General features: G+C 56.6%; 29 protein-coding genes and 1 tRNA gene. 4 read left to right on the forward strand and 26 right to left on the reverse strand.

The window, feature by feature from the left end; all coding sequences use genetic code 11:
• The first annotated feature begins 140 nt into the window (after window positions 1-140).
• The 4 genes from GXX82_10470 to GXX82_10485 all read left to right on the forward strand — a co-directional run bounded on the left by GXX82_10470 (window position 141) and on the right by GXX82_10485 (window position 4,134).
• The gene (locus GXX82_10470) at window positions 141-728 is read left to right on the forward strand and encodes a hypothetical protein (protein ID NLT23460.1); all 588 of its coding nucleotides are present in this window, start codon (window positions 141-143) and stop codon (window positions 726-728) included.
• A gap of 346 nt (window positions 729-1,074) precedes the next feature.
• A complete protein-coding gene (locus GXX82_10475; GenBank protein ID NLT23461.1) occupies window positions 1,075-2,382 on the forward strand; it encodes a hypothetical protein in 1,308 nt (435 codons plus the stop codon).
• 469 nt (window positions 2,383-2,851) lie between these two features.
• Entirely contained in the window at window positions 2,852-3,532 is a 681-nt protein-coding gene (locus tag GXX82_10480; GenBank protein ID NLT23462.1) for a hypothetical protein, read from the forward strand.
• A gap of 29 nt (window positions 3,533-3,561) precedes the next feature.
• Window positions 3,562-4,134, forward strand: a complete 573-nt coding sequence (locus GXX82_10485) for a hypothetical protein (protein ID NLT23463.1) — start codon at window positions 3,562-3,564, stop codon at window positions 4,132-4,134.
• A 346-nt stretch (window positions 4,135-4,480) separates the two neighbouring features.
• On the opposite strand, the gene GXX82_10490 is transcribed toward GXX82_10485, so the two are convergent.
• The 26 genes from GXX82_10490 to GXX82_10615 all read right to left on the reverse strand — a co-directional run bounded on the left by GXX82_10490 (window position 4,481) and on the right by GXX82_10615 (window position 19,817).
• Window positions 4,481-5,053: a hypothetical protein gene (locus tag GXX82_10490; GenBank protein NLT23464.1), complete on the reverse strand. Its 573-nt coding sequence runs from the start codon at window positions 5,051-5,053 to the stop codon at window positions 4,481-4,483.
• A gap of 11 nt (window positions 5,054-5,064) precedes the next feature.
• Window positions 5,065-5,229: a hypothetical protein gene (locus tag GXX82_10495; GenBank protein ID NLT23465.1), complete on the reverse strand. Its 165-nt coding sequence runs from the start codon at window positions 5,227-5,229 to the stop codon at window positions 5,065-5,067.
• Window positions 5,226-5,657 (reverse strand): hypothetical protein, encoded by a 432-nt coding sequence (locus GXX82_10500; GenBank protein NLT23466.1) that lies wholly within the window; start codon window positions 5,655-5,657, stop codon window positions 5,226-5,228. Before GXX82_10500 ends, GXX82_10495 begins: the two co-directional genes overlap by 4 nt.
• Window positions 5,658-5,685: 28 nt before the next feature.
• A complete protein-coding gene (locus tag GXX82_10505; protein ID NLT23467.1) occupies window positions 5,686-6,276 on the reverse strand; it encodes a recombinase family protein in 591 nt (196 codons plus the stop codon).
• A gap of 33 nt (window positions 6,277-6,309) precedes the next feature.
• Window positions 6,310-6,837, reverse strand: coding sequence for a hypothetical protein (locus GXX82_10510; GenBank protein NLT23468.1), 528 nt, complete (start codon window positions 6,835-6,837; stop codon window positions 6,310-6,312).
• A 55-nt stretch (window positions 6,838-6,892) separates the two neighbouring features.
• The gene (locus GXX82_10515; GenBank protein ID NLT23469.1) at window positions 6,893-7,066 is read right to left on the reverse strand and encodes a hypothetical protein; all 174 of its coding nucleotides are present in this window, start codon (window positions 7,064-7,066) and stop codon (window positions 6,893-6,895) included.
• Window positions 7,067-7,094: 28 nt separating this feature from the next.
• The gene (locus tag GXX82_10520; protein ID NLT23470.1) at window positions 7,095-7,271 is read right to left on the reverse strand and encodes a hypothetical protein; all 177 of its coding nucleotides are present in this window, start codon (window positions 7,269-7,271) and stop codon (window positions 7,095-7,097) included.
• A 15-nt stretch (window positions 7,272-7,286) separates the two neighbouring features.
• Window positions 7,287-7,562 (reverse strand): hypothetical protein, encoded by a 276-nt coding sequence (locus GXX82_10525; GenBank protein ID NLT23471.1) that lies wholly within the window; start codon window positions 7,560-7,562, stop codon window positions 7,287-7,289.
• Window positions 7,563-7,750: 188 nt separating this feature from the next.
• The gene (locus GXX82_10530) at window positions 7,751-8,653 is read right to left on the reverse strand and encodes a relaxase/mobilization nuclease domain-containing protein (GenBank protein NLT23472.1); all 903 of its coding nucleotides are present in this window, start codon (window positions 8,651-8,653) and stop codon (window positions 7,751-7,753) included.
• Complete coding sequence (locus tag GXX82_10535; GenBank protein NLT23473.1) at window positions 8,650-9,108, reverse strand: hypothetical protein; 459 nt, start codon at window positions 9,106-9,108, stop codon at window positions 8,650-8,652. The genes GXX82_10530 and GXX82_10535 overlap by 4 nt, the downstream gene beginning before the upstream one ends.
• A gap of 64 nt (window positions 9,109-9,172) precedes the next feature.
• On the reverse strand, window positions 9,173-9,397 hold the full coding sequence (locus tag GXX82_10540; GenBank protein NLT23474.1) for a hypothetical protein: 225 nt from the start codon (window positions 9,395-9,397) through the stop codon (window positions 9,173-9,175).
• A gap of 346 nt (window positions 9,398-9,743) precedes the next feature.
• Complete coding sequence (locus GXX82_10545) at window positions 9,744-9,920, reverse strand: hypothetical protein (protein ID NLT23475.1); 177 nt, start codon at window positions 9,918-9,920, stop codon at window positions 9,744-9,746.
• Window positions 9,921-10,062: 142 nt separating this feature from the next.
• Window positions 10,063-10,686: a hypothetical protein gene (locus GXX82_10550; GenBank protein ID NLT23476.1), complete on the reverse strand. Its 624-nt coding sequence runs from the start codon at window positions 10,684-10,686 to the stop codon at window positions 10,063-10,065.
• 15 nt (window positions 10,687-10,701) lie between these two features.
• A complete protein-coding gene (locus GXX82_10555; GenBank protein ID NLT23477.1) occupies window positions 10,702-10,935 on the reverse strand; it encodes a hypothetical protein in 234 nt (77 codons plus the stop codon).
• 8 nt (window positions 10,936-10,943) lie between these two features.
• Window positions 10,944-11,300, reverse strand: coding sequence for an ankyrin repeat domain-containing protein (locus GXX82_10560; protein ID NLT23478.1), 357 nt, complete (start codon window positions 11,298-11,300; stop codon window positions 10,944-10,946).
• 320 nt (window positions 11,301-11,620) lie between these two features.
• Window positions 11,621-12,109: a hypothetical protein gene (locus tag GXX82_10565; GenBank protein ID NLT23479.1), complete on the reverse strand. Its 489-nt coding sequence runs from the start codon at window positions 12,107-12,109 to the stop codon at window positions 11,621-11,623.
• The gene (locus GXX82_10570; GenBank protein NLT23480.1) at window positions 12,094-12,756 is read right to left on the reverse strand and encodes a hypothetical protein; all 663 of its coding nucleotides are present in this window, start codon (window positions 12,754-12,756) and stop codon (window positions 12,094-12,096) included. Before GXX82_10570 ends, GXX82_10565 begins: the two co-directional genes overlap by 16 nt.
• 185 nt (window positions 12,757-12,941) lie before the next feature.
• Complete coding sequence (locus GXX82_10575) at window positions 12,942-13,484, reverse strand: ankyrin repeat domain-containing protein (GenBank protein ID NLT23481.1); 543 nt, start codon at window positions 13,482-13,484, stop codon at window positions 12,942-12,944.
• Window positions 13,481-13,960 (reverse strand): hypothetical protein, encoded by a 480-nt coding sequence (locus GXX82_10580; protein NLT23482.1) that lies wholly within the window; start codon window positions 13,958-13,960, stop codon window positions 13,481-13,483. The genes GXX82_10575 and GXX82_10580 overlap by 4 nt, the downstream gene beginning before the upstream one ends.
• Window positions 13,957-14,748, reverse strand: coding sequence for a hypothetical protein (locus tag GXX82_10585; protein ID NLT23483.1), 792 nt, complete (start codon window positions 14,746-14,748; stop codon window positions 13,957-13,959). Before GXX82_10585 ends, GXX82_10580 begins: the two co-directional genes overlap by 4 nt.
• The gene (locus GXX82_10590; GenBank protein ID NLT23484.1) at window positions 14,748-15,965 is read right to left on the reverse strand and encodes a hypothetical protein; all 1,218 of its coding nucleotides are present in this window, start codon (window positions 15,963-15,965) and stop codon (window positions 14,748-14,750) included. Before GXX82_10590 ends, GXX82_10585 begins: the two co-directional genes overlap by 1 nt.
• Window positions 15,955-16,155, reverse strand: coding sequence for a hypothetical protein (locus GXX82_10595; protein NLT23485.1), 201 nt, complete (start codon window positions 16,153-16,155; stop codon window positions 15,955-15,957). The genes GXX82_10590 and GXX82_10595 overlap by 11 nt, the downstream gene beginning before the upstream one ends.
• Window positions 16,152-16,847, reverse strand: coding sequence for a hypothetical protein (locus GXX82_10600; GenBank protein ID NLT23486.1), 696 nt, complete (start codon window positions 16,845-16,847; stop codon window positions 16,152-16,154). Before GXX82_10600 ends, GXX82_10595 begins: the two co-directional genes overlap by 4 nt.
• 3 nt (window positions 16,848-16,850) lie before the next feature.
• Entirely contained in the window at window positions 16,851-17,090 is a 240-nt protein-coding gene (locus tag GXX82_10605; protein NLT23487.1) for a helix-turn-helix domain-containing protein, read from the reverse strand.
• A gap of 392 nt (window positions 17,091-17,482) precedes the next feature.
• Window positions 17,483-18,637 carry a replication initiation protein gene (locus GXX82_10610; GenBank protein ID NLT23488.1) on the reverse strand — a complete coding sequence of 385 codons (1,155 nt, stop codon included), beginning with the start codon at window positions 18,635-18,637 and terminating at the stop codon, window positions 17,483-17,485.
• Between the two features lie 1,103 nt (window positions 18,638-19,740).
• Window positions 19,741-19,817, reverse strand: a tRNA-Arg gene (locus GXX82_10615).
• Between the last annotated feature and the right edge of the window lie 240 nt (window positions 19,818-20,057).

Here is a 20,057-nt window from a genome sequence, read left to right on the forward strand (position 1 = left end):
GAAATGGTTTGCCTTTCAAGAGGCCGTCAAGGCGCACCAGGAATTCGTTCTGGCCGAGGTCATGAGGCCTATTTACAGGAAGATGGGGCAGACGACGTGGTAACAGAATTACCTGGGACCGTCGGAGTGAAGGAAGGACCATGATCCATACGTACGAGATAGAAGGCCTGAAGGTTGAGACGGGTGACCTGCTCTGTACCACGGACGGCGGCGGTGCGGACATCACCGGGCAGTTCTGGCGCCTTATCGGGAAGCTCATACCGGGGGACGTGGACCACATAGTCATCTATGTCGGGCCCGGGGGCAGGTGCGTTGAGGCGGGTGCAAAGGGCAAGGTCATCACCTTCGACGTTATCGGCAACGCGTGGAACGCCGGCGAGATGGGATCCGAGAGAGGCCCCTTTGTCGATATGCTCTACGGCGCTGCATATCCTCTCCTGTCGGCAGATATTGACCCGGCCAGGGCCGTGGCGATTCGGGAGGACGTTGCCGCGTACTGCATCAGGCAGGCGGAGCTGAACAAGCCCTATAACCTCAACTTCTTCGACTCAGCCACGGAGGGATCCTTCTACTGCAGCCAGCTGGCATACAGGGCGTACCTGAGAAACGGGATCGATCTTAACACGGGGGCGTCGGTCTGGAACATTCCCGGAACGGAGAGGATCGTCCTCCCGCAGGAGATATGGGACGGGTGTGCGCATGAGAAGGTGGGCGGGAGCGAGGAATAACGGCTTAGTACAAGGCCGTCCGTGAGGTTGGGTCGACTTCTTCCTGAAAGTGCCAAGCAAGGCAACTGGAAAAGGGTGTAGTTTTTCTTGTGGAAATCACGAACAAACAAAGAACAGGACAACGTTTTTATGGACTCGACCGAGATCGAGTCATCAATCGTCTATTTTCATTTCGAGTTTTTGTAAATATTTTCGTCTACCTGGCGGTCCCATGGCGCATAAATTAGGTTCATATGCAACATTTGAATTCGTAATCCCTTGTCAGGGGATTGTCCTTGACGCTTCTCGACTTAACATAATAAGATTCAAGAAACTCCAGATAGAAGTATATTAATTATTAGACGTCATGCAAGAAGAACTCAAATCCTATCCGTTACCTACCGAGACTGTGCCGAGTTTGGAGTTATCCCATCACGTTGCAGATCTTGTCGAAATCAGGAACTTTGTTAGAAGACGCGGAATTGAAACAAAAAACACAAGGATAGAGAGATATATCGAGTACCTTCGGTTGATTACCGAACAAGGCTCGGTTAACGCGTCAAAGATCTTCAAGAACTCAGCAAAAGGACCCTTCGAAAGCCCAACTGACTGGATGCTCTATGTCTTGCGCGAAGTGCATGAGTTGATGTGGATACTTAAAGGGATTACCACACGACTTCCATCAGGCATCGATGAGAAGCTTGAGATCGTTGTTGGTGGTACAGATTTCGCGGCTCTTGACGCCGATTCTCAATCTAGGAACACTCAGTTTGAGCTTCGAATTGCGAGCTATTTCTGTCAGGCTGGTTGCGAAGTGGACTTGTCCACGGAGACGGACATTATTGCTCTAACAGGCGATCAAGCGTTTTATTTGGAATGCAAGAGAGTTGGCAGTCCTAATCAGCTCCCAAAGAGACTGTCTGAAGCAAGAAAACAGCTACACGACAGGATGCCGAAGAAGAATGGAGGACGCATCGTTTTTGGATGCATTGCCGTTGATGTAACGAAAGTCGCATTTTCCCACAACGGTCTCACATGTGGCCTGACCAATGAACATTCAAGAGACGTGCTACAAAAGAAGCTTATTGGCATTGGCAGGGTTTCAGAGAAAATGCCGCTTTTCCGCGACTGCCCGAATCTTCTTAGCTATTGGCTCCAAATACATATTCCATCGCTCATTCTTCGCCCATACCCACCAAAGACAGTTACAAGGTTTTCTACGTACCACATTTTCAGCGATAGGTTGAGCCGAAAAGGTCGGAGGGCGGAAAGGGTCCTTCGCAACCTCTTCGAATCGGTATCAAAGGGTGACACAAGAGAAATCCCCGCCAAGAAACTCACAGTGCGAAGCAGCATCAATGTCCCGGCGGGAACCACATTTAGCCTAGACGAAGGTCTTCTCAGGGAGTTTCTGGACCATGGGGAAATCGCAAAAAAAGAAATAGATCAAGAGATAGGGTGGATTACGATTAATGGCAAAACCCAGTATTTCTCGTTTCTTGACCTCGAGGTGACCCTCGCGGGGACCACCAAGGAGTGGAGGAACACACTGGCAAAAGATCCTAATCAGGCCCGGTTTGAGCTAGTAATGGGCATGTATTATGAACGCTTCCCTTACGAAGATGTTCAAGGTGATCTGCAAAAACCGTCCAAATCCGAAGTCGGCGAGCTATAATGATGTCTGACGAGTAAATCCACTTCACGCCGTAATTTGCAGCTTACCGCGCAGACTGGTTCTAACAACATTTAGATGAAACAAACATCAACCTTTCCTCAAAGGCCCACCATCAACCGAACCGGAATAGAAAAGGACTATCACATTTAGACGAGCCTTACTAATTCCTTATACTATATTGACATATAACATTCGGAGGGATAGCATTTTGGAAATTGCAGCCCAGCGGATAACCAACAAGGAAAGGGAGTGACAAAGCGAAGCTATTGGCTTGATCTATTCACCGGGGTCACTTGGGATGAGTTCAAAGCGGCTGGGGCAGATGTTTCCGGGTTCAGAGATTCGCGTTGGAGCCGGATGCGACGGGACAGGATTATTCCTCGATATATATTTCTATTACAACTATTCTTGACATTTCTAATGAATCAAGGATAATTTTGATATTACCAGTCTGAAGGAGGCTTAGATCATGAACATGGTAGCTCGGGGTGTGTTTTTGGTCTTCATGTTGTTATTCATTGTTGGTTGTTCTCAAGCCCCGTTAGCAACTTCTTTTGAAATGACTTCGCAGCGAACGGTCCAATCAGTTCAGCATTGGGATGTGCTGGCTGAAGACGTAGCGGAACAGATCAGACTGGGCTTGACGGCAAGAAACGCGATGGATCGGTACGCATACTTGGAAAGAAAAGATGACAGCCCTTTCAGCGCGGGCTTTCAGAACATGTTGACGACAAAGCTGTTCAATAAAGGTGTTAAAGTAATAGCCGTGAAGGATACCGGAGCTCTTAAAGTTTCTTATAGTGCGCAGGTTGTCTATCACAAAGAACCCTTAAAACAGCCTCGGGCCGGAAAGTTGGCGCTATTAACGGGGGCTGTGATGGTGGTGAGAGAAGCCTTCGATCAGCCGTGGAGTGTCGCCGGAAGAATAGCGGTTGTGGGCGGAGCTCTTGCTGGCGTCGACATGCTTGATGACGCCCTTCCAGGTTTCTGGAATCCCAAGGGTCCAAACACGGAGATCATATTGACGACATCGGTTTTGGACGGCAATCAGTATCTGATGAGAAAAACAGATTGTTACTATGTTAAGTTTGCCGATTCCTGGCACTACAATGATGATTCCCCATCAAAAACAATCAAAGTAGTTAACTGAACACATATCATAGGTGCAGGGGGAAGTTGATGATCAGGTGTTACTCGAATTTCTTGACAGCATTTAGAGCGCGGCTTCATATGATTTTGTTGGCGGGTATATGCACAATGATGATTGTGTTACCGGGCTGTGCGTCTGTAAAGGGCTACTGGGATCTTGATGCGAATCTGAAGGACTACAGTTACAAGGCTGCAGAACAACTCGTGGAACGAGCGGTGCCTCCCATAGCTCCCGAGCAGGCCATATTGGTCGCGAGTCTTGTGAACATAAACAACATAGAGACCTCATCCGCATTTGGAAGGACGATATCGGAGCAAATGGCATCACGATTGACGCAGATGTCCTACAGAATAATCCAAATGAAGTTGAGAAAATCAGTGTATATGAAGAGGAGTGAGGGGGAGCTTTTCCTTTCGAGGGAAGTGTACGCGATCAGCAATGAGCAGAAGGCACAATACGTGCTAGTCGGAACATATTCAGAGGCGAATATTGTGGTCTACGTTAACGTCAGCATAGTTCGCTTAAGCGACAGCAGGGTTGTTGCCTCCTACGATTACGAAGTGCCATTGGGAGCAAATAATAGGAAACTTCTGCAAGAATAGTCGATAAGAAGATCTCAATACGAGCGATTTGCCTCCTTGAGTCAGTGAGCGTAATCATTCCATCTTAATCTATTCCACTTGAGCGCTAAGCCGTCATTGTTATAAAGGGTCTTCTGATCCCCGCCCCTTCCCCTTTTCACGCCGCTACCTTAAGATGAATTAAGATGACTTGATCAGGAATGAATCCCCTTGGGCGCAGAGATAACAAGCGCTCTCATCGTCACCATCCACGGACGACAGCCCACCATCATGTTACAGCCGTTTGATGTCAGGCGCGCTTTCACCCAAGATCATTTCCCGCTCTTCCTTCGGTAGCGGGGAATTGTTCCGGCCCTTGACATCGGGCTCACAGATACTCCACCTCGTCCAGGATATGCTGGCCTACAGGCTTCTTCAGGCCCTCGATCAGACTGACCCTGGCACCCAGGGCATCGCTGAGGTAGTTCTCGAGTCCAATGAATCCGACGGGGCCGAGAGGCCCTTCGATATCCACCAGCACCTCCCAGTCCCCTTCCTCATCGGAGCCTTCGCGAAGGCGCGAATTGAAGATGCCGACCCCTGTAACGTTGTACTTCTCCTTCAGGTAGGGTTTCAGTTCCGTCAGTTTCCTCTTGACGACCTCGATGTTTGTCTCTGCCTTGCGCAGGCTGTCGATGTCCTTCAAGAACTGGAGCTGGCGTCGGACACCCTCCGGATCGCATGCCTCTATGGCCTGGAGCAGTCTGTCGTAAATGTCCTCCTGGAAGAGGGCTCGGATCTGTGCAGCACCCATTTCATCGGCAAGGTCGAGAAGCCGGCGGGCCTTTTCAACGTCAAGAACCTCCACGGCCTGGCGCAGTCGATCATGCATGTCGTCCAGGTCGCTCGCGTCCACCAAATGTCTTTCCTTCCGTGAGTTGTCCATTTCTTCGTCCTCCATGAAACAAACCTCTACTTGAGACCGTGCCTTTCCAGGATCGCGTTTCCCTCTTCTATGGTGTCGAAGTACTCCTTATGGCCGTCAGGGAAGAGAAAGCACATCCTGTAACCCTCTATGTCACTGCCGTGGCAGGTCGGCAGCCCTGCCGCATGTGTCTCTGCGATCGCCTTCCTCACAGCTTCGGCAAAGATCTTTTCTGCCAGGCCGTTGTCCTGTATCCAGTCCCATATGTCCATGTCGCCTGCCCCTTTAAGGCCGAGGCCCTCTCCACGGTCACCTGCGAGGTGTGCGGCCAACAGGGGACGATAAGGGACGATCTCTGGGTGAACCTGCTGGCGGTGCCGTCCTTGTCCGCAAGTTCCTGGAATCCCGCGAATAATTTCTCGAGGATGGGGAGCCACCCGTCACCGCATTCGAACCCGAACGCCATGAGCCCCTCTTGGATGGATGTGGCCCCGAGAAAGGCATATCTGTCCTGGAGCTGCCTGCGGCGGGCCACGTTCTCGCCGGGATTCAACGAGACATGCATCGCGTCGAGCTCCTCCGCGGACGGGACCTCCCCGCGGGTCATGGCGTCAAACATTTCTCTGATGCTCCTTTTCATATCGTCCTCCAGGGTGCATGCAAGCACATCACGTCGCGAGGTAGCGGTAGAGGGTCTCCCTTGAGATCCGGAAGGCCTTCGCCAGAGCCGATTTCCTCTCTCCGTTACGGACCCTCTCCTTCAGCTCCTCAGCCTGCTCTCTGCTCAGGGCCTTTTTACGGCCCTTGTAAACGCCCCTGCGTTTCGCCGCCGCGATGCCCTCCGCCTGACGCTCCCGGATGAGGGCCCGCTCGAACTCCGCGAAGGCCCCCATGACGGACAAAAGGAGGGTCGACATGGGAGAGTCATCGCCGCTGAATGTCAGGTTCTCCTTCACGAACCGGAGTTGTATGCCGCGGCCCGTCAGGTCCTCGACGATCCTGCGGAGGTCGGGAAGGTTCCTTGCCAGCCGGTCGATGCTGTGCACGATGACGACATCTCCCTCGCGAACGAACCGGAGCAGTTCCTCCAGGGCGGGGCGTCTGGTATCTTTTCCGGAGGCCCTGTCGGTAAAGGTGCGGTCGAGCTCGACACCTTCCAGTTGTCTATTGGTGTTCTGCTCGACGGAGCTGACCCTCACATAGCCGATGTGCTGTCCTTTCGTGCGTGTTGAACCTTCCTTTAAGGATGTATCAGACACCCCGTCTCAAGGTCATGCAGGATCCTGGATACCTTATCTGCCGGGGCCCCCGCAGAACCCCTCCATCACCGTCTCCGGTGCGTATTCCCGGAAGAGGTCCAGGATCTCCTCCCGGGCGGGGTTCTCCGGGGAGAGCTGGAGCACCATGTCGAGGGGCGTGCTGCCCGTCACGTTCCTTGTGTTCGCCTCTGCCCCGTGGGAGAAGAGGAGACGGACCGCCGCGGGGCGGGCATAGGTGCACGCCCAGTGGAGCGCCGTGTCATCGATGTCGTCCCTTTCGTTCACGTCCGCGCCGTGAGCGATGAGGAGATCGATGATGTCGGGCCGCCCGAGGGCAGAGGCCAGGGCGAGGTGTGTCCAGCCGCGGACGTCCCTCTCGTTCACGTCGGCCCCCTTCTCGATGAGGAGGCGGACGATATCGAGCTCGCCGTGCTCGATGGCGGTCTGGAGCGGCGTCACCCCGCGCCTGTCCGTCGCGTTCACGTCCGCGCCGCCTTCGATGAGCTGCCTCACCCATTCGATCCATCCCATGTCTATCGCTTCATGAAGATCCTCTGTCATTCTTCCTCCCGAGATGCGGATGAACAAAATGCGTGCATTCCCCGTCCCGTCTCGCTCACAGCAAGTCCTCGTTGTCCTCCGTGAGCTCCCTTTCCAGCCTATAAAGGTTATCCATCACCACGAGGTCGTCATCAACCCTGGCGAGGGGGATCCTGCTGTGCGTCAGCAGGTAATCCACCCTCTTCTCGCCAAAAAGAGCCTTAAGCTCGCGCAAGTCCATGTACATCATGTTTGTCTTCCTTCCGGTTGTTCTTATCTTACGGTTCAAGATCCCAAACAGAATCATCTTCCACTGGAGTATCGTAGCCATCATGGGCATAGAAGATCCCGTCGAGGGGATAATCATGGTCATCATGATGATCGCCCGTATCATCACCGATGCCCGTTATCTCCTTCGAGTTCCGGTACCGAACGAAATCGATTATGTGGGGCATGGCGTCCCTCCTTACTCAGATTAAGAATATGATCGCCGTGACAGCCATATTGAACGCAGCTCCTATGGCAAAGCAGATCACTCTCTCGGTCCACGATGGGTGCTGGTTCCGTGAAGCGGATTCCATCTTCCGCGCCGCCGCCTGGTAACCCATCACGTAGTAGCGAAGGCCGCTGACCACCTGGGAGTGCTGCGTCTTGCCGTCGAGACCGACGGCCTGCGCGATCTCGCGATACGCCTTCCCCTGCCTCTTCAGCTCATAGGCGGTAAGTATCTGTTTCTCCGTCAGCATCGGTCCCCTCCGTGATGGCATTCATAAGTTGTTGGTATCCCTCATGGTTTTACCGCTACCGAACACTGTCGATGCATGAACGGTATGCGCCCGCCCCGTTATCGGGAGGATCTCTCCCCGGGGATGCATTCCTGACGGCGCCGGCGGTCCCGCTGGTGAGATCATGTTGTGTAACGCACTGGAATCCCTCACGATACCTGCCTCACACCCGATGATTGCGGTCGGGACGGGGTTCTTCCTCGCAACCTCTTGGAATCCCTCATGCTTCTGCCGGTCGTACCGGTCTCCGCGTTCCGGGGGATGGCTGTCACGTTTTTTACCGGCCCGGGATGGAAGGCCTCTTCCTCAGGCGCTTCCCGCTCGGCGATCCGCCGCTCAATGCTCTCGAGACTGCAGCAGCGGGAGATCCTCCTGCCCTGGAAGGCGATCCCGTCATACGCAAAAGAGACGCCCTTCCCGGGCTTCACACGCATCGATATCCCCTCTGCGGCGAGCATGCTTTCCAGGTCATCGAGGGATCCGCACTGGACGATCCCCCTGTTGACGGCCCGGTATATGACCCTCTTAGGACAGGCCCTTCCCGTCCGCGCCTCCATCGCAAGTTCCCCCCTCGTCAGAAGGATCTTCGTCATGTCGAGGGCAGAGGTGACAGGGGTCAGGCCATAGAGACCCTCGAGCTCCCGGCAGGCGCACATGGCCCTCAAGTACGCGAAGCTGTTCCGCCAGGCGTTCCTGTCCACATCGATGCGATTGACGATGAGGTGGACGTGGTCCGGGTCATGCTTGTATACCACCCACTGGTGGCGGTTCCTGTCGATCTCCATCCTGCCCATGAACTGCTTCGCCAGGGAAAGGAAGTCGGCATCGACAAGGCGCATCGCGTCCTGCAGGGGGAGCCGTATCGCAACGTGGAGGACGGGCTTTCTCACATCACGCCTGCAGGTCGCGTAGAGCTGCATCTCGCTCGCCAAGGGGCCCACATCCCAGGACCCGAAAGGGCTCACGATGTTCGTTGAGAGGAGCGGGCCCTTTCTCGATGCGTATCTCAGCACGGCCGCGAAATCGTCACCTATCACCACCTTGGCGATCATGCCCAGGCCTCACGGGCTGCGAGAGCGTGGGCCTCGCCAGCGGCGTACTCCTCGATGTTCCCCGCAAGGTAGTCGATGTTCTGGAGGAAGAGGACGCACTCAAGGGCGTACTTCTCCTCGATCTCGCCCTTCTTCCGGGCTTCACCGAAACTCAGCTGGAGCTCCGAGAGCAGTTCTGCGATCCTCATTAGCTCCCGCTCGATCTTCCCCAGGCTGTCGAGGTAGGCGTCGGGTCCGGCGGCATCCCCCACGACCGCCATGACGGGGGGCGCCTGGAGCCGCATGTTCAGGGCGGCGTCGAGGAGATACCGGTTCATCGAGGTATTGTACTGCCCTGCGAGCTTCCGTAGCTTCTCGTACTGCCCCGGGGTGGCCCGGATGGTGAGGACGTAGGTGCGTCGTGCTTCTTCTTCCATGTGATGCCTCCTGTAAATGTGATTGACTGCACCCGACACAACTTGCTGCTGTGAGATTGCGCTGGGGGTGAATACACCGCTGATACAACCGCCGCCGTGAGGGCTACTCATTGCCCCTGCCGTTCATCTTTGCAATACGGTCATAGCTGTCGTTGAGCGCCTTCCTCAAGATGGCTGCGAAGGGAGGGAGGGTTCCATCGGAAACGGCATCGGCGAGGACCCGGTACCGGGAGACCGGATAGTCCGTGGACACGCGGATCTTCTCCTCGCGGGGAACCACTCTCTTTATGAAACGCCTGCGTTTTCGTTCCTGCGTTCTCTCTTCCATGCTGGCTTCCTCCGTTCACATGCGTTTACATAATCTTGTATACTCATCACTTATACTATGTATGACAGCTTGTGTCAATACTTTATGTCTACTGTGATAATAATTATTATGTCAACTTGCATCCAATCCCCCCTGTACCGGCACCGGAATGCTCTGGGGTAATCCTCGGGCTCCATACGGGCCGTCCTGGGGCCCCAGGGGTATCCCCTGAGGCGCATGGACCACGGGAGTCGTGGGACAACAACCCGGCAGGAAGCGATTACGACAGTCTCGCCCGGGCGATGGCATCGGAGGAGCACTTCTCCGACCTGCACGTCGGGGTGTCCGCCCTGTGCCGTTCCCTTGTCTACATGGGGCGGGACGTTACGAAGTACGCCAATCCCGCGAACAGCCGCGGCGTGGCGTCGGGCACATATTCCAGCCCGGCGTGAAGGCTGGGGAATGTTTCTGGGAGCCACTCCGCGCTTTTGTCGGTGATGCGGGGAACTGTCTTCGTGATGCCGGGTCCTGCTTTTGTTGCCATGATGTTTATCCCTCCCGTGGCATTTGTTCCCCCCGGCCCCTGCGGTTTGGTACCGTGATCGGCAGCTCCCGCCAAGCGCCGGGGGGTTACGTTCTTCCTTCTCTTTTGAAAGCGGATCCTCCCCCCTGCCTCGCTTGCGGTGTTAGTACGAGTTCCACATATTGAACTCCGGCGCGACCGTGAGAATCGCATCCATCACCTGCTCCTCGATGTCCAGACGGCATTCTTCATTGCTCTGATCGCAGAGCCGACATGTGAGGTAGCTTGCACTGTCGCTGAACACTCCCGTCTGCTTCTCCGCGAGCGCGGCCGCCGCCTCCTCGACGGTCTTTTCCTCGCCGTCGTCGATGTTCAACTCGCTCTTGATCTCCCCGTGCCAATAGTCAACATCGGCGCGGAAAAAATCATTGAACTTGTTAACCACGCACCTCCGCATTTCTTTCTGCCAGCCGCGTCCCGAGTAAAAAACGTGAGGGTCCTGCATGCGCTTAACGTTTTGGTGCTCGATCGCAACCAGTTCGATGATGGTCTCCGTTTCGTCCGGGGGCCACAGCTCGTAACGGAAAATAAGGAAAACCTCGTCGTCCCGGTGGGCGACGCACTCGCGCACACAGGGATTGTTTTTTGCGAACTGGATCATTCTCTCCCCGACCAATTCGCTCGCCTTCCGCATGACCTTTGCCAATTTCTCCGCTGCTGCCTCGATCTCCTGCTGCCTGTCCAGTTCCTCTGCTGCGACTGCTGCTGCCTGTGCGTTTGTTTCCATGTTGCCTCCTTGTATTTATGCCACCACGCGGGCGGCGTTTTTGCGCTCGTCGAGCTCGAAAGGAATATGTGCTCCCGGTGTCGATGACGGGGGCCCCCTGGGGAAGTGCGAGGATGTCACGACCCGGACGATCTCACCGTTCGTCTCGATGCGGGCCGCCGCCCAGTTGCTGTCACCCCTGTCACTCGCGGGATATGTGGATATCTCGTATCGTTTGCCTCCCACGATGATTCCGTATGTATCGCCCACGTGCACTGCTATCTTCTTTCTTGTGCCGTGCAGTACGCCTCCATCACGGCGTCCGGGGCGTGCTCCCGGAAGAGACCGAGGATTCGCTCACGCACGGCGATGACGGCCCCGCGCTCCGGCAGCATCAGCGTTAGATTGAGCGGCGTCCGGCCGTTCATATCCTTCGCGTTCACGTCCGCTCCGTGTTCGATGAGGAAGAGGACGAGGTCGGGGCGGTCCTCCGTACAGGCAACGTGGAGGGGCGTTTCACCCCACCTGCCCTTTGCCCTCACATCCACCCCCTTCTCCAGGTGGAAACGGGCAGCCTCAACATCACCGGATTCACAGGCGCGGAAGAGCGCTTCATTCTTCTGTGTCTTTGTCATGATCTTTCTCCTTGTGCACTAGTCTGTGTGCAGTACGCCTCCATCACGGCGTCCAGGGCGTGCTCGCGGAAGAGATCGAGGAGCTCTTCCCGCGCGGGGTGGTCGGGCACTTGTGCATCTTCCCGCACATAACCACCGTGGGTGGTTCGTTGTTCTGGTTTTCCACTCTCGGCCTCCTTGGATTGTTTGGAACCCAATGTCGTAGATGCCGTACGCACGCAGAAACGGTCCGAGGCGGCCTAAGGTGTCGACCGCATCATGCCGGATGTGGTGGCGTATCATGTCTGCATCCATCGTTGCCATCTCTCGTGTTTTCCTTTCTAGTCATACCAGGGCTTCAGGCACGGGAGGCGTTTTGCCAACCGATACCGACACGGGAAGTCCGCCACCCTCTCCATCCTCGCGTTCCAGATCGTGCAGCGCCACCGATGAGGCTGGCCCCTTCGGTCTCTTTGGTTATCCGATGGAACCAGATCAACCTGGTTTAAGCCGAGATGGATGCAGAACGGCCTCTTGGTTCCGTCCTCGAACAGGAATTCCAGTCCATCACCCTCGGCCATTCCTGGCCAAACCGTATACGCCGCGTTCGTGGCCGGGATGGACAGCGGACCCCGGGAAACGATCACCTCGTCCGCGTCTGCAATCTCCTTCAAGAGGCTCGGCAGTATCCCGTCAGGCACGAGGAGGCGGAACGTTCCCGCGTTAACAGATGCAATGATGTATCCGGCCTGTGCCGCTCGTGACTGAAAATAGTTGGTGCACACGATGTTACCGCCGTCGTTCTCGATGTAAGTCAGAATATTATCCATTGCTTCCTCCTTTGATTTGAATTACATGCCCGGCCCATTGCCGGGGCTTCGTTGTCATCGTCATTCGTCAACTGAACGATTCGCTGTAGCTCATCATTCCAATCCCATTTCCCCTCACACGCCGCCGGTGGTTCCGGGCGATGGGGGATAACCATCCGCGTGGGGATCCGGTCACGTATCATCTGCTCGTATTTCAGCCTGTTTGCGTCGTTGTCGGTCGCGATGATAACGGGGATCATATACCTCCCGGCCTCCGCCGCGATCATGTCAGCTTGCTCACTTGTCATATTGCCTCCGGTGGCTGCCAGGACCGACCCCGGGGGCGGCGAGTTAAGCTGGTAGTAGCTGAGAGCGTCGATAGCGGACTCGGTGACGACAAGCCGGGATGGCCCCGCTGACAGGCGGTCGTTATTCGGACTCAGCCAGCATAGGTTCCGATCCCCGGCCCGAGCGAAACCCTTTACCCTGTCGTTTTCTGGATTAACGCGATCCCAGCCTGTCACATATCCAGACGCGAGGTGAGTTCGACGACTGTCCCATGCCTCCACGTCCGCCCCGTGCTCCAGCATGGGGGTGTGGCCGTGGTCACATGCCTCGTGGAGAGGAGTGCGGTCCGACGGGATGCTCTCTATAATCACAACTGCCATCTCCATCCTCCTTTGAGGAGGGGGGAACCCCCTCCTCCGTTCGTCTAAAGATTCCGTGCCTCGCTCTCGGCATCGGCCAGCGCCTCGAACAGATCAAAGCGACAGCGATCTCTGTCGAAATCACGGCACTGCCTGTTCAGTTCCTCGTTTGCTTGCTGTGTCTGTGTGTTCATTGTTACCTCCTTTTAGGATTGATCAGCCACGTCTTGCTTACAGTACGCTTCCATCACCAGCTCCGGGGCGTACTCGCGGAAGAGGTCGATGATCTCTTCGCGGGTATCGCCGGGAGGGAGGTCCCTCGCCGCGAGGAGGGGGATGTCGTCGAACATGTCCTTCACGTCCACGTCCGCGCCGGCATCGAGGAGGAGACGGACGACGGGGGGATGGCCAAAGACACACGCCTCGTGCAGGGGGGTGAAGTCGTGACGGGTCTTCGCGTTCACATCCGCCCCGTGGAAAAGCAACAGGCGAACAATGTCGTGGTGGCCGTTTACGCACGCCGCGTGGAGGGGAGTGTGGCCGTCCCGGCCCCTCGCCTCCACCTCCGCGCCGTGGTCGAGGAGGAGCCGGGCGATGTCGGTGCGGCCATAACGGCACGCCTCGTGCAAGGAGGTGAAGCCGTCCTTGTCCCTCGCCTCCACCTCCGCGCCGGCCTCGATCGCTTCCCTGGCTAAAGCCAGGTCACCGCGCACGATGGCGCTGAACAAACGCTTGTCCAGTGGTTTCACGGTGCCACCTCCGGTCCATTGGTTTGTGAGCAGTACGCTTCCATCACGGCCCCCGGGGCGTCCTCGCGGAAGCGATCGAGGAGCTCTTCGCGGGCGGGGTGGTCGGGCTTGATTTCCAGCACGAAACCCACCGGCGTCATTTCATCTTTGTCCCGTGCGCCGCCCTCCGCACCGTGGGAGAGGAGAAGCCGGATAGTCTCCGTCCTCCGTGCGCGACGGGGCCCTTGCGCTCCGCTGCACGCCTTGTGGAGGGGGGTGTAGTTGCCCCTGTTCCGCGCATTCACGTCCGCGCCAGCATCGAGGAGAAGCCGGACGAGTTTCCAGTTGACCCGCCGGGCCACCAAGCGCCGGGGGGTGGTGCCCCAGACGTTTCTCGCGTTCACGTCCGCTCCTTTCTCGATGAGGAGCCGGACAATCTCGGTGTCGCCGGCCCTGCTCGCCCGTGCGAATCCTTTGTTTATCTGTTCCTGTGTCATTGTTGTGTTCCTCCTGGTGTATTGGTTTGTGTGCAGTACGCCTCCATGACGGCCTCGGGAGCGTACTCTCTGAACAGGTCGAGGACCTCCTCGCGGGCGGGGTGGTCAGGGGGGAGATCCATCGCCAGGTGGAGGGGGGTCTCCTCGTAGTGGTCCCGTGCCCCGCCCTCCGCGCCGGCCTCCAACAACAAGCGGATCGTCTCGGTCCTCCTCGCTCTTGTTCTTCCCTTCTTGACCACGCGGTACATCGCCCGGTGGAGGGCCGTTCGGCCGTAGTTGTTCCTCGCGTTCACGTCCGCTCCGGCCTCCAGCAGGACCCGGACGAGTTTATAAGCGACTGCCCGTGCCGCCAGGGGGAGGGGGGTCTCCTCGTAGTGGTCCCGCGCGTTCACGTCGGCGCCTTTCTCGATCAGCATACGGGCGATGTCGTGGTGACCCTTCCAACACGCCCGGAGGAGGGGGGTGCGGTCATGATCATCCCGCGCATCCACCTCCGCCCCGGAATCGAGGAGAAGACGGACGATGGGGAGGTGACCGTGCTCGCACGCGAGGTGGAGAGGGGTATCCTCGTACTTGTCCCTCGCCTCCACCTCCGCCCCGGCATCGATGAGAAGGCGGGCGATGGTGTGGTGACCATGACGGCACGCATGGTGAAGCAAGGTGTGCCGCTCATAGCCCCCCGGTATGACCCGGCGGGGGTCCGCCCCGGCATAGAGGAGGGAGCGGGTCGCGTTGACCTTCCCCTCCTTGACCGCCGTGAGCAAGGTGACGGCGGGCTTCTTCTCCATCACGACACCTTCTCCGCGGCCCTGGCACGGAGCACCGCCTCGTTACTGTTGACGATGTGCTCGATCGTCCAGGCCTCCACGACATTGGCCAGCACCTCCTGCGCGGCAAGAGGCATCCGCAGGCCTCGCGCGGCGAGGACGCTCTCCGCCGCGCCAACGATGCCGGACACGATGCCGGACACGAGCTCTTGACGTTCCCGCAGGGCCTTGCGGTGGATCTCTATGACCTCGCGCTCCTGTTCTGATGGTCCCCGTGTTTCCTGCTCTTCATCTTCCTCTTCTTCTCTCACAACGGGAGGCTCTGTCTCTTCAACTTCTTCCGGTTCTGTCTGTTCCTCGTGCGGGGCTTCCCGTTCCTCACGCCACCTTTCGATCTCCTCTTCATCCCGCTCTTCATCGACCTGGTATTTTTCATCCTGCAACCTCTCCCGCTCGGCCTCTCGCTCCCACATCTTGCACTCGCGATCGGACTCTCGGGCCCGACAATTGACCTTTCGAACCACCGCCTGCATCGCGTCCGCGGTGCCCCCGACGTTGTCGACAAGTTGTTGCTGCCAGGCGCGGTGCTCGTCGTCGTTCATGATGCCCCGACCTGGAGTGTGCGCCAGCAGCGTGCCAGCGGCGGAGATCGACATGTCCCCCTCTCGAACAAACTTGATCAAGGCAGGAATGCCCCTGGCCAAAATGTTGAGGCAAGCATCATAGTTGGTGCGGCCCATCCCGGCCTCCTTCGCGAGCTGCTCGGTCACGGTCGGTCTGCGAGTGCGCTTCCCTTTGGCACCACCTTGCGTCGTTTCCAACGCAAGGTCACCCTCCGCCTTCCCGGCCCGCTGACGTTCCTGTGCTCTTTTCTCAAGGATGGGCCGCTTCTTTTCCAGCAGGATGACGCGGTCGAGCGCGTGGATGATATTCCTCCGCCCGAGCTGGCAGTCGATCATCCAGATGATCGCGGCGTCCTCGTCCGGAAACTCGATCTCCCGGGTGGTGAAGGGCAACCCATGTTCCCTGGCAATGGCGTGGCGATGGTGGCCGTCCAGCAGGACCCGGGCGGTCGTGGTGATGCCGTGGTTGGTTTCCGGGATGACGGCGATGGTGAGGGGCTCCCGGATGCCCTCTGCCAAAATGCTGGCTTCGAGTTTCTCAAACTCGTGCTTGGCCAGCTTCGGGATGAGGTTCTGATACTTCGGTCGGATCTCGATGTTGTCATTAGTTCCCATATGTTACCTCCTGTTGTTGTTTGTGTTCGAGCCTGTCCTCCAGACCCGTGATGATGATCTGGACCTTGACCTGAGGCCCGAGGGGAAACGGCAGTCCGCACTGCAGGCAGTAGACACCCTCCGCCGTAACGTACCGCCCTTTGCCCTCCTGAATCTCGCGGCCACAGGTGGAGCAGTGGGAGGGGGTCATGCGTACACCTTCTCTTCCCCTTCCTCGCCGCCATCCTCCTCCAGCTCGCGCTTCTTTCTCTCCGCCCATGACTTGATGACCAGCGAAGACCGGTAGCCGTCCCTCGACAAGAGACCCCTGTCGACGGGAGTCACCACCGCGCCGAGATAGTTGCCGAACTTGTCACTGAAAAGCGTGGCGGGCCGGAGGAATTCCATCATCTTGGGATTGATGCCCCACTTCGCCGTCATGTTGTCGACGACCTTGCGGAAGTCCTCGAGACGGTAGCCTTCGGCCCACCTGGCCTCGATCATCCGCATCGTGGCAGGGTCGGTCGGTTTGTAGCTGGAGCCAGCCTTCAGGTTCAGGTAAGTGACAATGTCGTCGAAGGGGATGCTGGCACTTGAGGGGGCAACGGGTGGGCTCGTTGCCAGGCCCGTCTGGAAACTGATCAATATATTGATGAGCGCAAGGCGGGTTTCACCTCTTCGCGCTGCCTGAACGGACCGTGTGATGTGCGCCTTCAATGTATTTGCGTCCGCGCCGGCCCTGAGGATGCGCTTTGTGATGGCCCCTTCCCGGGGGAGATTGATGAGAGGCCGGACACCGTGAATCCGCTCAGTTTCCCTTAAGTAATGCTCGCGGATCTCATTAACCAATGGTTCCCTCGGGCTGCCATCCCTAGCCTTTCTCTTGCGTTGCCATGTCGTCATTCCTCACACCTCCGGGTTGGTTCTGACCTTCTGCGACTCCATCCAGGCCACTATGTCATCGTAGTCGTACAGGATTTTGCCCTTGCCCTTGATTGGGGAGCCCAGTTTGATATAAGGGGGCCCCACCTTGCGCCACCTCCATTGCTGGACGGTACGCCGGGTGACTTTCAATATTTTCCCGGTCTCTGCTTCGTCTAGATATTGTTTGGTATGGGAGTTGACTGCTGTGCTGCTGCGCGGCATAGAAAAAGCCCTCCTGACCTTTTGAAAGATCAGGAGGGCCTCGGTGTAGTCCTCACTGTGAAACGCCGGCGCCTGCACTCTCCTGTACTAACCCTGATATTAGCGACGGCCAGCCATTAACTGCGACACGTCCCCCTTGCTGATTGACGGGGTTTTTCGGGGTCTACGACGAACAGCCAGCGGTAGGTCTTACGCCGTCTCGCCCGGGTCGGTGTCCCGACCCTGTAAGACTAAGTATAGCTATTATATGACTTTATGTCAAGTCTTTTTCTCTATTCTTTTCATAGCTTATATGGTAATCCTGAGCAATGTTGGGTGCCACAAGGGAATATTGAGGAACAGTGAGTAATAATGGGTAATACATATTTTTTTGACAACGGCAATGAAGGGGCTCAAACAAACCGGACCGTCCCCTTTCTCAATCCTGCTGTCACCGCATCCGCCGTCATTTGGAGCTTGCCGTCGAGCCACAGGCTCCCGTCGTTCTGGAGGATCGCGGCCACAGGCTTCCCATTCGTGTTTGCCTCGATATCGGCAAGTCCTATTTCCCGCACCGAGAGCACCTCCACCTCCCGCCCCGCATAAGGATGCTTCTTCTCTTTCGTTGTCGCTTCACCATCCTTGTTGTAGCCCTTTATGAGCGCCACCTTGAGATAGGCGGGGTAGTTCCTTCTTTTGCCCTGGTTCGCTGCCTTAATGATGTTCTGGAGCTGAGTCACGGTATAGATACCCGCTTTCAGGGCATCTGCAATGGAGGCAACGACGGCCGGCGTGTCACGGTATGATACTGGTACCAGCTGGAGGAGGGTGGGGAGGATATTCGCGTCTTTCCTCTCCGCCAGGGGCTTTTTCGATATGACAAACTTGACCTCGACAACATACCGGTGTCCGTGCTTGATCAGTTGCATTGTAACGTTGAGAGGGGTTCGCTCGTTGATGAATTTCAAAGCCGGCTTCAGGGCCACAGTATTCAAGTTCTTGAACAGCTGTAGCTTGCCCTTCTCAATCCCGAGCATTTCCCTGAGCTCCTCGACCTCGACGGTGAACTCAGCACCGTATCCGTTGTCCTTGAAGACGTGCGCCGAACATATCTCATAGAGTCGGGAGGCATAGATCCCCGGGGCAGACAGGAGGAGCTTCAGCGGGATTCGGGTGTAGTTCAATTGCTCGCGTAACCGAAGGAGGACGGGCTTTAATTTAGGGTCGAAGGAGAACTCGATTATCCCGCGGCCTTTCTTATAATCTGCTGAGCTGAACCAGTGCGTAACCAGCACACTCCCGTCCTCCCGTTCGACCCTCACCACCTTCCTGGCGAAGGGAACGATAACGGAATCAATGACAGCGTGCATCCGTCCGTGTACCCCGCACAATTCCATGAAGTCCTTCACGCTGATCTTATATGGCTTGAAGTCAGCATCCTCGGGATGGATCTGAGCCAGGATCGAGAGGAGAAGACGCTGTTCTATCAAGGACAGCGCGGTCTTCCTCATTATGAGCGAGTTTGACTGATATACTATTTCCTCGGCGGTCGCCGCGTCCTTTTCCATGTGTTCTCCCTCCTATACTACCTAGTTGCTACTTCGAGAATATCGATCTCCTAATAGTGCGTCAATTCTCTGTGACCCTATAGCTCAGTTCTCCCTTTCCAGTTACCGTCCACACTATATCTTATCGGCTTATTCTCGTCAATACTTAATAGCCGTTAGTATATGATTTATAGCCAGTGGTATATGATTTCTAGCCTATAACGCTGTAACTTGTCGACATCACAGAAGAATGTGGCCCTTAATATTAAATAGTTAAGTAAACCGGTGACCCAGACGGTAGAATTCTTTGTCGTTCCAAAGAGAGACGCGGCGGTGAAGACTGGCGCCTCCGTGCCAGGGGCGCCCGCCGCGTAAGGAATTTGCTGTTCAGAAAGACACGCGGTCGTTCGTACGAGTCCCTGGCGGGCCTCGCGACCGCGAACAGCGGGGGCTGTGTGTATCTTTTCACGGTACGGGGGTTTTCCAGGGGACAAACTTGCTCCTGTCTTTTTCGTAGCCACTGAAAGACCCCAGGGGGCTCCATGCTCGCCCCCTTCAGAACCCCCACCACCAGGGGAGAGCACTCATTGGCGTGCTCCCCTGGACCCCTCCTGCCTAACGCGGGAGGGGCCCGTCCGCGCAAGCGCGTCCACCCCCGCGTGATAGAAGACCCGTCAGTAAACCTCACCACGCACTGAAAGTTTCTTTAGAAGCAGTATCCCCCACTTCTTTCCCCTGGTTACAGGTTTCTGCTTCCTCCCAAACTCCAGAAACCCTCCGTGCCATGTGCAGAGACAAACAGCACAAACGCGACGTCGCGGCCGGCGGGGCAGACCTGCACCGCAAAACCGGACGCGTGCCTCTCAACGGCGCGAATCCGAATCTTTACGCGGCGGGCGCCCCTGGCACGGAGGCGCCTGTTTCTACCGCCGCGTGTTGTTGCTGTCCGGATGGAAGGCCTTCGGCTGTCCGCTGATCCAGACCAGTGGATCCACCCCCAGGTCTCCCGCTTGTCACGCTTGTGAATACCCTCCCGTTAGCAGGACGTTAGCAGGTTTCCAGACAACTCTCCCCCTCTTTTTTCCTCACTGTACTGTAACTTATTGATATTGTGGGCTATTTACTGGCGCGCCCGCCGCGATTTGAACGCGGGGCCTTTGGCTCCGGAGGCCAACGCTCTATCCAACTGAGCTACGGGCGCGTACGAAGGGTTACATTATACCATATAACAACCCCGAGGAAAGAGTTTTTCGCCGCGCTCGCAGGCGGAGAACTTTCCTTTTTGACCCCCACCATGATATGCTTCTTTCCACGACCATCCATGAGACCCAAGAGAAAGCATATCACCTACCTCATCGGCATCGGCATAACCATTCTTTTCGTCGTCCTCGCCGTCGTGCGGTTCGTACCCTTCGAGCGCCTTGAAATGCTCCTGTACGAC

Source organism: Syntrophorhabdus sp. (assembly GCA_012719415.1).
Lineage (GTDB): Bacteria > Desulfobacterota > Syntrophorhabdia > Syntrophorhabdales > Syntrophorhabdaceae > Delta-02.